The organism is Kineococcus deserti (assembly GCF_050871945.1).
GTDB lineage: Bacteria > Actinomycetota > Actinomycetes > Actinomycetales > Kineococcaceae > Kineococcus.
Genome location: NZ_JBJLSI010000030.1, coordinates 33,237 through 46,401, shown reverse-complemented (window position 1 = coordinate 46,401; position 13,165 = coordinate 33,237). Strand labels below are relative to the sequence as shown.

The window sequence follows — 13,165 nt, the reverse complement described above, 5'->3', positions numbered from 1 at the left end:
GGCCCTCGTTCCCGGTGACCGGGAACGGGGCCCGGCGATCCGGATCCCGAGGCCGCTCAGGCCCCTCGGACGGTGGCGACGAACCCGGTCACCTGCTGCTGCAGCAGGCCCGCGACCTCCGACAGCCCGGTGGTCCCCGAGCCCCCGGAGACGGCGTCGGTGATGGCGCCGACCTCGGCGTCCATCCCCTCGATGCGCCGGGCCACGCCCTCGATGACGGCCACGGCCTCCTCGGTGGCCTGCTGGCTGGCCGCGACCTGCGCCGCGATCACCGCGTTGGACTGGGCGGCCTGGTCGGCCAGGCGCTTGACCTCCTCGGCGACGACGGCGAACCCGCGACCGGCCTCGCCGGCGCGTTCGGCCTCGATGGTGGCGTTCAGCGAGAGCAGACGGGTCTGCGCGGCGACCTTCTCGATGAGCTGGACGGCCTCCTCGATGCGGGTCGAGGCCTCGCGCAGCGACCCCACGGTGACGACGGCGCGCTGCACCTCCTCGACGGCGTCGCGGGCCGTGCGGGCCAGTTCGGCCGCCCCGGACCCGGCGCTGGTGGCACCCGCGCTGACCTGCTCGGAGGCCGACAGGACGGTCGACTCCAGCTCGTCGGCCAGCGCGTGCCGGGCCGTGGTGGCGCGGTCGAGCTCCACGGCGGCGGTGGCCGAGGCGCGGCGCGCGGCGTCGATGACCTGGGCGCCCCCGCGGAACGCCCCGCGGGTCCCGCCGAGCAGGAACCGGCGGTGGAAGCGGCCTTCGCTGGCGGCCGTCAGCGTCGCCGACGCGTCCCGCACGAAGGCGTCGGTCATGTCGAGCTGGTGGTTGAAGGCGGTGCGCAGCTCGACGAGCAACGGGTCGTCGCCCAGGTGCGGCACCCTCGCCTCGAGGTCGCCGTCGGCGGCGCGCGAGGCCACCTCCACGACCGCCCGCAGGACGTCGTCGTGGTTCTTCGCGGTCGTGGGGGCGTTGCGGCGCAGGCGCTTCACGCGGCGGCTCCCTGGGGGACGAGGGACCACACGAACTCCTCGTAGCTCTGGCCGGCGGCCTGCAGCCGCTGCGCGAGCAGTGCGCGCGAGGCCGCGACGGCGTCGGCGGGACGGGAGTGGCGGGACTCCACCGCGAGCAGGTCGTCGTACAGCCGGCGGACGGCGGCGACCGCGCCGGGAGCCGGCACCCGGCGGTTGGAGTGGTAGCCCAGCAGCCGGCCGGAACCGTCCACGCTGGGGGTGACGTGGGCCAGCACCCAGTAGTGCGCCCCGTCGGCGGCGAGGTTGACGACGTAGGCGAACATCTCGCTGCCGCCGCGCAGCGTCTCCCACAGCAGGTCGAAGACGCCGCGCGGCATCCCCGGGTGCCGGATGATGTTGTGCGGCTGCCCGATCACCTGCTCCTCGGTGAGCGCCGACACGCGCAGGAAGACGTCGTTGGCGTAGGTGATCACGCCCCGCGGGTCCGTCTTGGTGACGATGAGCTCGTCGTCGCCGAAGCGACGCTCCGCACCGGTCGGAGAAGTGGTGGACGGTCGCATGCCTTGTCCCTCGGCCGGACGGGTGACGGACTTGAGGCGAGTCCGTCACCCTCCGTCCGCGTGGGTGCCCCGAGGAGGGAGCCGGTGTCCCCTAGGGTCGGAACGTGTCCGCCACCTCGCTCGCCCGGGACCCGGAGCCTGCCTCCCGCCCCGTGCCGGTCGTCCCCGCCCCGGGGGTCGGCTCGGGGGACGAGCCGACGGCGTTGTGGACGGCGGTGCAGGACTACCTGGGCCACCTGGGGGTCGAGCGCGGGCTGTCGGCCAACACGCTCGGGGCCTACCGCCGCGACCTGGCCCGCTACGTGCGGTTCCTGACCGCGCGCGGGGTCGACGATCCCGCTCAGGTCGACGAGGCGACGGTCAGCGCCTTCGTCCTCGCCCTGCGCTCGGGAGAGGACGGCGGCGCGGTGCTGACGGCGAGCTCGGCGGCCCGCACGGCCTCGGCGGTGCGGGGCTGGCACCGGTTCCTGCACGCGCAGGGACGCAGTGCCGACGACCCCTCGGTGCAGGTGCGGCCGCCCGCACCGCCACGGCGGCTGCCGTCCGCGCTGACCGTCGAGGAGGTCACCCGGCTGCTGGAGGTCGCCGGCCTCGTGCAGGACGGCGCACAGGCCGCCGTCCCGTTGCGGGACCGGGCGCTGCTGGAGGTGCTCTACGGCTGCGGGGCCCGCATCAGCGAGGCCGTCGGGCTCGACCTCGACGACGTCGACCCCGAGGTCCTCGGCGAGACCGGCGTGGTGCGCCTGCGCGGCAAGGGGGTCAAGGAACGGGTGGTGCCCGTCGGCCCCGTCGCCCGCGCGGCGCTGGAGCGGTACCTGGCGCGCTCGCGTCCGCAGCTGGTCGCCGACGGGCGCGGTACACCGGCGTTGTTCGTCAACACCCGCGGCGGAAGGCTGTCCCGCCAGAGCGCCTGGGCGGTCCTGCAGTCGGCGGCCGGCAGGGCGGGCATCACCCGCGCGGTGTCGCCGCACACGCTGCGGCACTCCTTCGCCACCCACCTGCTGCACGGCGGGGCCGACGTGCGCGTCGTGCAGGAGCTGCTCGGCCACGCCTCGGTGACCACGACGCAGGTCTACACGCTCCTCAGCGCCGACTCGCTGCGCGAGCTGCACGCCGACGGCCCCCCGCGGGCGCGCCACGGTCACCACCCGTCGGCACCACCACCGCGCGACGGCGACTAAGGTCACCGCAGACCTGCCCGTCCCCGACGACCGCCCCGAGGAAGTGCCACCTCCGTGACCAGCGAGTTCCCGCCGCCCGCCACCTCCACGCCGTCGAGCTTCGGTCCCCTCGTGGACCGGGCGCGCGAGCAGGCGCGGCAGTTCCCGGCGGTACCGGCGGTACCGCCGGTGGCGCAGCCGGAGGCGCAGCCGGAGGTGCAACCGGTGGCCCAGGTGCCGCAGCCCGAGGCCGAGCGCCCGCAGGAGCCGCAGGCCCAGCAGCCCGACGTTCCGCAGCCCGACGTTCCGCAGCCCGAGGGCCGGCCGTGGCCCGAGTCGGATCCCGAGCCCGTCACGGCGGAGCCGCGCGCGGTGCAGGCGCAGATCGAGCTGGGCCTCCAGAACGGCCCGACGGGCCGTCCGATGCCGACGTTCCCGGTCCCGGCGCCGCTGGACCACCACGGCCCGGCCCGGGTCATCTCCATGTGCAACCAGAAGGGCGGCGTCGGCAAGACGACGACCACCATCAACCTGGGCGCCGCGCTGGCCGAGTACGGTCGCCGGGTGCTGCTGGTCGACTTCGACCCGCAGGGCGCACTGTCGGCCGGGCTGGGGGTGAACTCCCACGAGCTCGACAAGACCGTCTACCAGTTGCTGATGGAACGCGGTACCGACGTGCGCGAGGTCATCCAAGAGACGGCGGTCGAGGGGCTGGACCTGCTGCCGGCCAACATCGACCTGTCCGCCGCCGAGGTGCAGCTGGTCGGCGAGGTCGCCCGCGAGAGCGTCCTGGCCCGGGCGCTGCGCCCGGCGCTGGCCGACTACGACGTCGTCCTCATCGACTGCCAGCCCTCGCTGGGGCTGCTGACGGTCAACGCGCTGACGGCCTCGCACGGGGTGCTGATCCCGCTGGAGTGCGAGTTCTTCGCGCTGCGCGGGGTGGCGCTGCTGGTCGAGACGATCGAGAAGGTCCAGGAACGCCTCAACCCGGCTCTGGAGATCGACGGGATCCTGGCCACCATGTTCGACGGCCGGACGCTGCACAGCCGTGAGGTCGTCACCCGCGTCGTGGACGCGTTCGGCGACGACGTCTTCCACACCGTCATCGGCCGCACGGTGAAGTTCCCCGACGCGACGGTCGCCGCCGAGCCCATCACGTCCTACGCGGGCAACCACCCGGGAGCCGAGGCCTACCGGCAGCTCGCCCGTGAACTCGTCGCTCGTGGTGACGCAGCCTGAACTCCCCGTGACGGGATGAAACCTCCCGTCTCGTAAGGGTTTCGGTCGCGACGGTGGCTGTTCGTGGTCAGTGCTCGACTCTCCGTCGAATTTCCTCGTCCGGTCGGTGATGGTCCCCGTCGGCCGGGCCGTTCTGCCCGTCCGGGCCCCCCGGAACGGGTTAGTGTGCGTCCCCGGATGGCCGGATCTTCGTCCGGTCGGGGGAGGGGGCTCACCCGTGGGGGGACACGCAGGAACTGTCGTGAGCGAAGGGTTCACGACGTTCTCCGAGGAACACGCGCAGGGGCAGCTGATCCCGCGCATCGTCGACGTGGCGCTGGCCTGCGCCGCGCGGGTGCTGGTCGCCGACGGCCGGGCACGGCTCACCGGCGCCGACCTGCTGCGGCGTGCCGCGCTCGTGCGCGCGGCCGTCCTGGCGCACCACCCGGTCGACGGCGTCGCCGCGCAGGAGACACCTGTCGCCGTGCTGCGCGGTCACGACGTCGGCGCCGTCGCGGCCGTCGTCGGCGTCATCGCCTCCGGGCACCCGGTCGTCATCCTGGACCCGACGACCCCCGCGACCCGGTTGCGGCACTACGTCCAGGCCGCGGGCGCCGACCTGGTCGTCACCGACGCCGAACGCGCCGCCACCGCCGCTGAGCTGGCCGGTGCCGTCGTCGACCCCGACTCCGGCGCCGACGCCCTGGCGTCCTGGCCGGACCACGTCGAGGCCGCCGCCGCCCTGGTCGCCACCGAGGCCGCACCCGACGACGTGGCCGTCATCGTCTACACGTCCGGCTCGACCGGGGCCCCCAAGGGCGTGGCCTGCGACCACCGGTCGATCCTGCACGACACCTGGGTCAACTCCGAGGGCACCGGCGCCTTCCCCGCCGGCAGCGTCGTGGCCCACCTGCTGCCCATGGCTTTCAGCGCCGGGGTCACCCCGACGCTGGGGACGCTGCTGGCCGGCGCCCGGCAGGAGCTGTTCGACCCCCGCCGCCGCTCCGTCGCCGAACTGCCGGGGTTCCTGGCCGAGGTCGGCGCGGACGTGCTGCTGGCCTCCCCGGCCATCCTGCGCGGGGTGATCACCTCGCTGGGTCCCGACGGCCGCATCCCCGGGCTCAAGACCGTCACGATGGCCGGCGAGACCGTGCACGGCGCCGAGCTCGCCGCCGTCCGGCGCGCCGTCGGGCCGGAGTGCGTGGTGCGCAACCGGTACGGCTCGACCGAGACCTGGCTCATGAGCGAGTACGCCATCACCGGTGACGACGAGGCGCCGGACGGGGCCACGCCGGTCGGCTGGGCCGTGCCGGGAGCGCGGCTGCAGGTGGCGCTGGAGGACGGCACGCTGGCCGACGAGGGCACCGGCCGCGTCGTGCTCACCTCGCGCTGGCTCGGTGGCCGCTACTGGCGCAACCCCGCCAAGACCGCCGAGGTCTACACCGACAACCCCGACGGGTCCCGGACGTTCCGCACCAGCGACGTCGGAACCCTCGGAGCCGACGGCTGCCTGCGCCTGCTCGGCCGCAGCGACCACAGCGTCAAGATCCGCGGCCTGCTCGTCGAACCCGGCGAGATCGACGCGCTGCTGTTCGCCCAGCCCGACGTGCGCGAAGCGGTCGTCGTCGGCCGGCCGAACCCGCGCACCGGGCGCCCGTCGCTCGTGGCGTACGTGGTTCCGGAGGGTCCGCGTCCGCAGGCCTCGGCGATCCGTGCCGTGGTCCGCGCGAACCTGCCCTCCCACATGGTTCCCGAGCACGTGGTCTTCCTCGACGCGCTCCCGCGCACCGAACGCGGCAAGCTCGACCGTGCCGCGCTGCCCGAGCCGGCCCGCAGCACCGCGCCGTTCGAGGTGCCGCGCTCGAGCTGGGAGGAGATCGTCTTCGAGCACTTCTGCGCCGTGCTGGAACTCGAGGGCATCTCCATCCACGACGACTTCTTCGAACTCGGCGGGGACTCCCTGGCGGCCGAGGCGCTCGTGAGCCGCATCGAGGCGCTCGGGGACGCCGCGGTCGCCGGGTCGATCGGCACCTCCACGCTGGCCGAGTCGCCCACCGTGGCCTCCTTCGCCGCGGCCGTGCGCTCCACCGCCCGCCGCACGACCCCGACCCTGGTCCCGCTGCGACCCGAGGGGACCGAGGTGCCCCTGTTCCTGGTCGCCGGCGCCGGCAGCGCCGCGCTGGCGCTGCGGACGCTGGCCCAGCGCATCGCGCCCGGCATCCCCGTCCTGGGGTTGCAGGCCAACGGCCTGGAGAACAAGGCGCTGCCGGACTGGTCGATCGAGCGGATCGCCCGCCGGCACGTCGCCACCCTCCGCGGCCGGCAACCGCAGGGTCCGTACCGGATCGCCGGGCACTCCCTGGGTGGCCTCGTCGCCCTGGAGATGGCCCACCAGTTGCGCCGGGCCGGGCAGGAGGTTGAACTCCTGGCCGTCGTCGACTCCTTCCCGCCGGACCCCGCGCTCATGCCCGCCCCGCACCACCCCTCGGCGTTCGCCAAGGTCAAGGAGGGGATCTCCCTGGCGCTGACCGGCATCAAGGCGCACGCCGGCCTCGGTCACTACGTCCGGTTCTTCCGGCAGGGGATGTTCCTGCAGCGCAGGTACACCACCGAGCCGTACTCCGGCCGCACCCTCGTGCTGGTCGCCGCCGACGACGTCGACGCGGGCGCCCGGCGGCAGTGGCAGCGGCACCTGAACGGCCCGCACGAGATCGTCGACGTCCCCGGCGAGCACATGTCGATCCTGCGCGACCCGCGGGTGGCGCAGGTGGCCGAGCACGTCTCCCGGGCCCTGCGCCCGCAACCGTCCCACCCGGGGCAGCACGCCTGACGCAGGCCACCGGCCGCTGACGGCGCGCCGGGGCACCTGCGGCGCCGGTTCGGGTGGGTTCGCGAGAACTCACCCGAACCGGCTACCCCACGTCACCACAGCCTGCGCAAAGCGGGTGAACAGCTCCGCCCGGACGGCGCAACCCCTCGCCGACGGTCACCGGTACCGGGTTCCGCCGTGCCACCGTCGTGGACATGCCCCTTGCCGCCGCACCGACGAAGCGCCCCGGGAGGACGCCCGGGAACTCCCCGGGGAACTCCTCGGGAAACACCCCGGCGACCTCCGGCCGGCTGCCCGGACCCGTCCGCGAACGTCGCCCCGCGCTCATCGCGTTCGGGCTGGTCCTCGTGGTGGGCGGTGCGCTGGGCAGCGCACTCGTCGTGCACCGCAGCGGGGACCGCGTCGACGTCCTCGTCGCCCGGCACGACATCGCCCCCGGTGAACTCGTCACCGCCGACGACCTCGGCACCGCGCGGGTCGCCGCCGACGGTGCGGCGCTCGTCCCGGCCGCGGCGCTGCAGAACTTCGTCGGCACGTACGCCACCGGGCGCATCCCGGCCGACACCCTGGTCAACCGCACGATGTTCCTGTCCGGGGACACCGTCCCCGCCGACGCCGCCGTCGTCGGGGTGGTCCTCGACGCCCAGCAGCGGCCCACCGACCCCCTCGCCGCCGGGGACGTCGTGCGCGCCTACCTGGTCTCCGCGGACGGTTCGGGCACCGCCAGCGGCCAGCCCGTGGGCACGGTCCTGCTCGAGGCCGCCCGGGTGGTCGCCGCCGGGGGCAGCTCGGCCGGTGCCGCCACCGGCCAGGTCACCGCCGACTCCGGCGCCGTCTCATTGCTCGTCCCCACCCCGCGGGCCGCCGACGTCGTCGCCGCCGCGGCCGCCGGGCAGATCGCCCTGGTGCGGCTGGCCGACGCCACCACCCCGCCCGTCGACCTCGTGCGGGAGTGAGCCGTGGCGATCGTGTCCTTCCTGTCGGCCAAGGGTTCTCCCGGGGTGACGACGACGGCGCTGCTGGCCGCGGCGCTGTGGCCGCGACCGGCGGTGCTGCTCGAGGCCGACCCGGCCGGCGGTGATGTGGCGGCCCGGGTGCCGGCGCTCGACGGCGGGGTCCTGGACCCCGACCGCGGGCTGCTGCCGCTGCTGACCAGCGCCCGCCGCGGGCTGAGCGCCGCGCAGGTCCTGGAGCAGACCCAGCACGTCGCCGGCGGTTCGCGGGTGGTCGTCGGGCTGGGCAGTTCCGAGCAGTCCCTGGCCGCCGGCGCGGGCTGGTCCGCGCTGGCCGTCGCCGTGCGTGGACTCGACCGCGGCGCCGAGCCCGTGGACGTGGTCGTCGACGCCGGCCGGGTGGGCGCCCACGCCGTCCACCTGGACCTGCTGCGCGCCTCCGACCTGGTCGTCCTGGTCGTGCGGGCCGAGGTCGCCGCCGTCCTGCACGCCCGGGAACGGCTGCGCGCCCTCGGCGGCGCCCTGCGCCGGCCCGACGGGCTGCTGCCGCGCCTCGGCACCGTCGTCGTCGCCGACCTGCGGCGCCGGGCCCGCGACGCCGACGAGGCCGCGGACGTCCTGACCGCCGTGGGTGCCTGGGCCGACGACTTCGGCCGGCTGCCGCTGGACCCCGCCGGGGCGCGGGTCTTCGACGGGGCCCTGGCCAGCCGTCCCGAACGCACCGCCCTGGTGCGCGCGGGCCGCACCCTGGTCACCGACCTCTTCACCGCCGCCCACGGCGGCACCGCCGGGAGGGCCGCGTGAGTCCCACCCTCGACACCCCGCACGAGGCCGTCGACCACGACCTGGTCCGCCGGTTGCGCGGCGTCGTCGCCGACCGGTTGTCCGCCCACCGCCGCCGCGACGACGCCGCCGGGCGCCCGGCCATGTCGGCCGCCGACGAACGCCAGTTCGCCCGCTCACTGGTCGTGCAGGTCCTGGAGGACCACGCCCGCGCCGAGATGGCGGCCGGCCGCCCCCCGCTGTCGGCGACCGGGGAGGAGGCCGTGGCGGCCGCCATCGGCGCGGCGCTGTTCGGCGTCGGCCGGCTGCAGCCGCTGCTGGAGGACCCCGACGTCGAGAACATCGACATCAACGGCTGCGACCGGGTGTTCGTCAGCTACGCCGACGGCCGCGAGGAACTGCACGGCCCGGTCGCCGAGTCCGACGAGGACCTCGTCGAACTCGTCCAGGTGCTGGCCTCCAACGTCGGCCTGACGAGCCGGCCGTTCGACGCCGCCAACCCGCAGCTGGACCTGCGGTTGCCCGACGGTTCCCGGCTCTCGGCCGTCATGGGGGTCTGCCAGCGTCCCGCACTGAGCATCCGCCGCGCCCGGCTGGCCAGCGCCACGCTGGCCGACCTGGTGGCCGCGGGCTCGATGAGCGAGGACCTCGCGCAGTTCCTGCGGGCCGCCGTGCGCGCCCGCAAGAACATCATGATCGCCGGGTCGACGAACTCGGGCAAGACGACGCTGCTGCGCGCCCTGGCCGCCGAGATCCCTTCCCACGAAAGGCTCATCACCGTCGAACGCGCCCTGGAACTCGGCCTGGACGCCCAGCCCGAACACCCCAACGCCGTCGCCTTCGAGGAACGGCTGCCGAACTCCGAAGGACTGGGCGGGGTGGGGATGGCCGAACTCGTGCGGCGCTCGCTGCGCATGAACCCCAGCCGGGTCATCGTCGGCGAGGTCCTCGGCGACGAGATCGTCACGATGCTCAACGCCATGAGCCAGGGCAACGACGGTTCGCTGTCGACGATCCACGCCAACTCCTCGATGGAGGTGTTCAACCGCATCGCGACCTACGCGCTGCAGGCCGCCGAGCACCTGCCGGTCGAGGCCAGCCACATGCTCATCGCGGGCGCGGTGGACTTCGTGGTGTTCCTGGACAAGCAGAACACCCACCACCTCGGCGGTGGGTTGCGCCGCGTCGTGGCCAGCGTCCGCGAGGTGACCGGGGTCGACGGGCGGGTCCTGAGCTCGGAGGTGTTCGTGGCCGGCCCCGACGGGACCGCCCGCGCGCACGCCCCGCTGCAGTGCGCCGACGACCTCGAGGCCGCCGGGTACGCCGCTCCGGTCGTGGAGCGGTGGCAGTGATGGCTGTTCCTCCCGAGCCCCTCGCCGCCCTCACCGCCGCCGCGGCCGGCCTGGGGATCCTCGTCACGGTGCTCGGCGTCCACGGCCGCGTGCCCGGCCCGAGCGCCCGACCGGGCCGCCGCCTGGTGGCGGGTCTGGGCCGGCAGGCGCTGCTCGGCCTCGGCGCCGGTGTCCTCACCCTGGTCCTGACCCGGTGGGTCGTCGCCGGCGTCGGCGTCGGTCTGCTGGTCGCCTGCTGGCAGCGGTTGCTGGGGGGCAACGCCGGCGAGCAGCGCGGCATCGCCCGGCTGGAGGCGCTGGCGACCTGGACGGAGTCGTTGCGCGACACCATCGCCGGGGCCATCGGGCTGGAACAGGCGATCCCGGCCACGGCGGCCACCTCGGCGCCGGTGCTGCGCCCGTCGCTGAACCTGCTGGTGGACCGCCTGCGCATCCGCGAGCCCCTGCCCGAGGCGTTGCTGCGGTTCGCCGACGACGTCGACGACCCCAGCGCCGACGTGGTCGTGGCCGCGCTCGTGCTGAACGCCCGGCTGCGCGGCCCGGGGTTGCGCGACGTGCTCACCGCACTGGCGACCTCGACGCGCGAGGAGCTCGACGTGCGGCGCCGCATCGACGCCAGCCGGCGCAGCATCCGGCGCAGCGTCCAGATCGTGCTGCTCATCGTGCTCGGGGTCATGGGGCTGCTCGCGGTGTTCAACCGCGACTACGTGGCGCCCTACTCGAGCCTCGAGGGGCAGGTCGTGCTCGTGCTCGTGGGGGCGCTGATGGTCGCCGGCCTGGCCTGGTTGCGCCGCCTGGCGCGGGTGGAGACGCACGACCGGTTCCTGACCCGGCGGGTGACCTCGTGAACCCGGTCCAGCTGGCCCTGCTGAGCGGGGCCGTCGCCGCCCTCGGCCTCGTGGTGCTCCTCGCGGCGCTGGTGCGGCCGCGACCGTCGGTGTCGGTGCGGATCGCCCGGTACGACGGGCGCCGCTCCAGCCACCGCACCCTGCTGTCGGCGGCCGAGGCCGCCGCCTCGGCCGCACCCGACCGCGGGTTGTTCGGGGCCTCGGCCGCCTTCGGGCGGGCGATGGCCGCCCTGGCCGACCGCCTGGAGGTGCTGAGCACCGAACGCGGCTGGCGGCTGCGGCGCACCCGCGCCGACCTGGCCGTCCTGGGCCGGCGCACCGGGGAGTTCCTGGCCACCAAGGTCGTGGCCGGTCTGGTCCTGCTGCTGCTCGCCCCGGTCTGCTGGTTCGTCCTGCGGGCCTGGGGGGTTCCGCTGCCGGGCGGGGTTCCGCTGTCGCTGGCGCTCGTGCTGGGCGGTGCGGGGTTCTGCGTGCCGGACCTGGCGCTGCGCTCGGACGCCGCCCGGCGCCGTCGCGACTTCCGCCGCGTGGTCGGGGTGTTCTCCGACCTGGTCGCGATGAACCTGGCCGGCGGCCGCGGTCTGCCGGAGGCGCTGCTCAGCTCGGCCTCGGTCAGCGACTACTGGGCGCTGGTGCGGATCCGGCAGGCGCTGTCGGGGGCCCGGCTCGCGGGCAGCACGCCGTGGCAGGCCCTGGGCGACCTCGGTGCGGAACTGGCCGTCGCGGAGCTGTCGGACCTGGCCGGTGCGCTGGCGCTGGCGGCCGACGACGGCGCGAAGATCCGCGCGTCCCTGGCGGCGCGGGCGGCGACGTTGCGCCGCAAGGACATGGCCGACGTCGAAGGGGAGGCGGGGGAGAAGTCCCAGTCGATGCTCGTCGCCCAGCTCGTCCTGTGCACCGCGTTCATGGTGTTCCTCGCCTTCCCCGCCGTCCACAACCTCATGGCCACCTCGTGAACACGTACGAACCGCTCGAAGGAGAAACCCATGTCCAGCTCGTTCCTCACCCGGTCCGCCCGGCTGCTCTCGGCCCGCGCCCGGCAGGCCGCGCGGTCGGGTCGCGACGCCGGCGCCTCGGCCCTGGAGTGGGCGATCATCGCGGCGGTCGTCGTGGTCGCGGCCTCGCTCATCGGCGGGGCGATCTTCAAGATCGTGCAGGACAAGAGCGCGCAGTTGGAGTCCTGCGCCGGGTCCGCCATCGGCGGGGCGGCGTGCAGCACGGGCGGCGCCGCGAGCTGAGCGACTCCGGTTCGGCCGCGCTGGAGATGGCGTTCATCGCCCCGGTGTTCCTGCTGCTGGTGTTCTTCGGCGTCCAGGTGGGGTTGTGGGCCTACGGCCGGTCGGTGGCCCTGGCCGCGGCCCGCGAGGGGGTGGCGCAGTTGCGGGTCGTGCCCGACGAGCAGTTCGCGGCTGCCGCCGATCCCGTCGTGCGCGCCCACGTCGAGCAGTTCGCGACGACCGTCGGCCGCGAGTCGCTGCTGGACCCGCGGGCCACCACCAGCTGGAGCCCGGACCGGAACACCGTGACCGTCGAGGTCACCGGAGGCGTCATCAGCCTGGTCCCCGGCCTGGACCTGAGCACCACCCAGCACGCCGCGGGCACCGTCGAGCGCTTCGGGAGCGTGCGGTGAAGCGGGACGACCGAGGCAGCGTGGCGCTGGAGTTCACGCTCGTCGCACCGGCCCTGCTCCTGCTGGTCCTGCTGCTGCTCGGGTACGCCCGCGTCGCGCAGGTCTCGGCGACGCTGGACACCGGGGTGCGGGACGCGGCGCGGGCGGCGACGACCTCGCGGTCGGCGCAGGCCGCGCAGCACCGGGCGTACGCCGTCGTCGCGGCGGCCGTGGGCCCGGGTGGCTGCGCGGACTCCCTCGTGGTGGAGCAGGTCGGCGACTTCGCCCCCGGCCGGCCCGTGACCATCACGGCCCGGTGCAGCTGCTCCGTGGCCGACCTCGGGTTGCCGGGACTGCCGGGAACCCTGTCGGTGCGCAGTTCCTTCGCCAGCCCGCTGGACCCGAACCGGGAACTGTCGTGAGGCCTTCGCGGGACGAGGGGTCGATCGCCCCGGCCGTCCCCGTCCTGGCGCTGGTGCTGCTGCTGCTGGCCGGGCTGGTCGTCGACGCCTCGCGGCAGCTGAACGCCCGGGCCCGCGCCGTCGCCTACGCCGAGGAGGCCGCGCGGGCCGGGGCCGCGGCGATCGACCTCGACGCGGCCGACCTGGAACTGCTGCCGGACGGTGAGGTGGCGAACCGGGTCAACGCCTACTGCCAGGCCGCCGCGGCGTCCGGCGCACCGATCGTGGACCCCGGGAACTGCTTCCGGGGGACCACCACCGTCGGCGACCCGCAGGGGCGCCGCATCGTCGTGCAGACCCACGTCGAGATCGTCCAGCGGGCCGGCCTGCTCGGGATCGTCGGCGTGACCGAACTGCGGGCCGCCGGTGAGGGCCGGGCCCGCCCCTTCGAGGGAACCAGCGAGGAGGACGCGCAGTGAGACGAGGAGCCGC

General features: G+C 75.1%; 14 protein-coding genes. 12 read left to right on the top strand and 2 right to left on the bottom strand.

Annotation, left to right across the window (positions count from 1 at the left end):
* Positions 1–56: 56 nt before the first annotated feature.
* Together ACRYR2_RS19490 and ACRYR2_RS19485 are read right to left on the bottom strand one after the other, a co-directional pair.
* Complete coding sequence (locus ACRYR2_RS19490; protein WP_432564545.1) at positions 57–977, bottom strand: methyl-accepting chemotaxis protein; 921 nt, start codon at positions 975–977, stop codon at positions 57–59.
* Positions 974–1,519, bottom strand: coding sequence for a PAS domain-containing protein (locus ACRYR2_RS19485; protein ID WP_432564544.1), 546 nt, complete (start codon positions 1,517–1,519; stop codon positions 974–976). Before ACRYR2_RS19485 ends, ACRYR2_RS19490 begins: the two co-directional genes overlap by 4 nt.
* A 104-nt stretch (positions 1,520–1,623) precedes the next feature.
* Between ACRYR2_RS19485 and ACRYR2_RS19480 the strand changes: the two genes are divergently transcribed.
* From ACRYR2_RS19480 to ACRYR2_RS19425, 12 genes are all read left to right on the top strand, one after another.
* Positions 1,624–2,700 (top strand): site-specific tyrosine recombinase XerD, encoded by a 1,077-nt coding sequence (locus tag ACRYR2_RS19480; RefSeq protein ID WP_432564543.1) that lies wholly within the window; start codon positions 1,624–1,626, stop codon positions 2,698–2,700.
* A gap of 402 nt (positions 2,701–3,102) precedes the next feature.
* Positions 3,103–3,918, top strand: a complete 816-nt coding sequence (locus tag ACRYR2_RS19475; RefSeq protein ID WP_432564561.1) for a ParA family protein — start codon at positions 3,103–3,105, stop codon at positions 3,916–3,918.
* 241 nt (positions 3,919–4,159) lie between these two features.
* Positions 4,160–6,727 (top strand): AMP-binding protein, encoded by a 2,568-nt coding sequence (locus ACRYR2_RS19470; protein WP_432564542.1) that lies wholly within the window; start codon positions 4,160–4,162, stop codon positions 6,725–6,727.
* A 194-nt stretch (positions 6,728–6,921) separates the two neighbouring features.
* Complete coding sequence (locus ACRYR2_RS19465; RefSeq protein ID WP_432564541.1) at positions 6,922–7,683, top strand: SAF domain-containing protein; 762 nt, start codon at positions 6,922–6,924, stop codon at positions 7,681–7,683.
* 3 nt (positions 7,684–7,686) lie between these two features.
* The gene (locus tag ACRYR2_RS19460) at positions 7,687–8,484 is read left to right on the top strand and encodes a hypothetical protein (protein WP_432564540.1); all 798 of its coding nucleotides are present in this window, start codon (positions 7,687–7,689) and stop codon (positions 8,482–8,484) included.
* Positions 8,481–9,815, top strand: a complete 1,335-nt coding sequence (locus tag ACRYR2_RS19455) for a CpaF family protein (RefSeq protein ID WP_432564539.1) — start codon at positions 8,481–8,483, stop codon at positions 9,813–9,815. Before ACRYR2_RS19460 ends, ACRYR2_RS19455 begins: the two co-directional genes overlap by 4 nt.
* The gene (locus ACRYR2_RS19450; RefSeq protein WP_432564538.1) at positions 9,815–10,663 is read left to right on the top strand and encodes a type II secretion system F family protein; all 849 of its coding nucleotides are present in this window, start codon (positions 9,815–9,817) and stop codon (positions 10,661–10,663) included. The genes ACRYR2_RS19455 and ACRYR2_RS19450 overlap by 1 nt, the downstream gene beginning before the upstream one ends.
* The gene (locus ACRYR2_RS19445; protein ID WP_432564537.1) at positions 10,660–11,619 is read left to right on the top strand and encodes a type II secretion system protein; all 960 of its coding nucleotides are present in this window, start codon (positions 10,660–10,662) and stop codon (positions 11,617–11,619) included. Before ACRYR2_RS19450 ends, ACRYR2_RS19445 begins: the two co-directional genes overlap by 4 nt.
* Positions 11,620–11,649: 30 nt before the next feature.
* Positions 11,650–11,901: a hypothetical protein gene (locus ACRYR2_RS19440; protein ID WP_432564536.1), complete on the top strand. Its 252-nt coding sequence runs from the start codon at positions 11,650–11,652 to the stop codon at positions 11,899–11,901.
* A complete protein-coding gene (locus ACRYR2_RS19435; protein ID WP_432564535.1) occupies positions 11,874–12,293 on the top strand; it encodes a TadE/TadG family type IV pilus assembly protein in 420 nt (139 codons plus the stop codon). The genes ACRYR2_RS19440 and ACRYR2_RS19435 overlap by 28 nt, the downstream gene beginning before the upstream one ends.
* A complete protein-coding gene (locus ACRYR2_RS19430) occupies positions 12,290–12,694 on the top strand; it encodes a TadE/TadG family type IV pilus assembly protein (RefSeq protein ID WP_432564534.1) in 405 nt (134 codons plus the stop codon). The genes ACRYR2_RS19435 and ACRYR2_RS19430 overlap by 4 nt, the downstream gene beginning before the upstream one ends.
* Entirely contained in the window at positions 12,691–13,152 is a 462-nt protein-coding gene (locus ACRYR2_RS19425) for a pilus assembly protein TadG-related protein (protein WP_432564533.1), read from the top strand. Before ACRYR2_RS19430 ends, ACRYR2_RS19425 begins: the two co-directional genes overlap by 4 nt.
* Positions 13,153–13,165 lie beyond the last annotated feature (13 nt).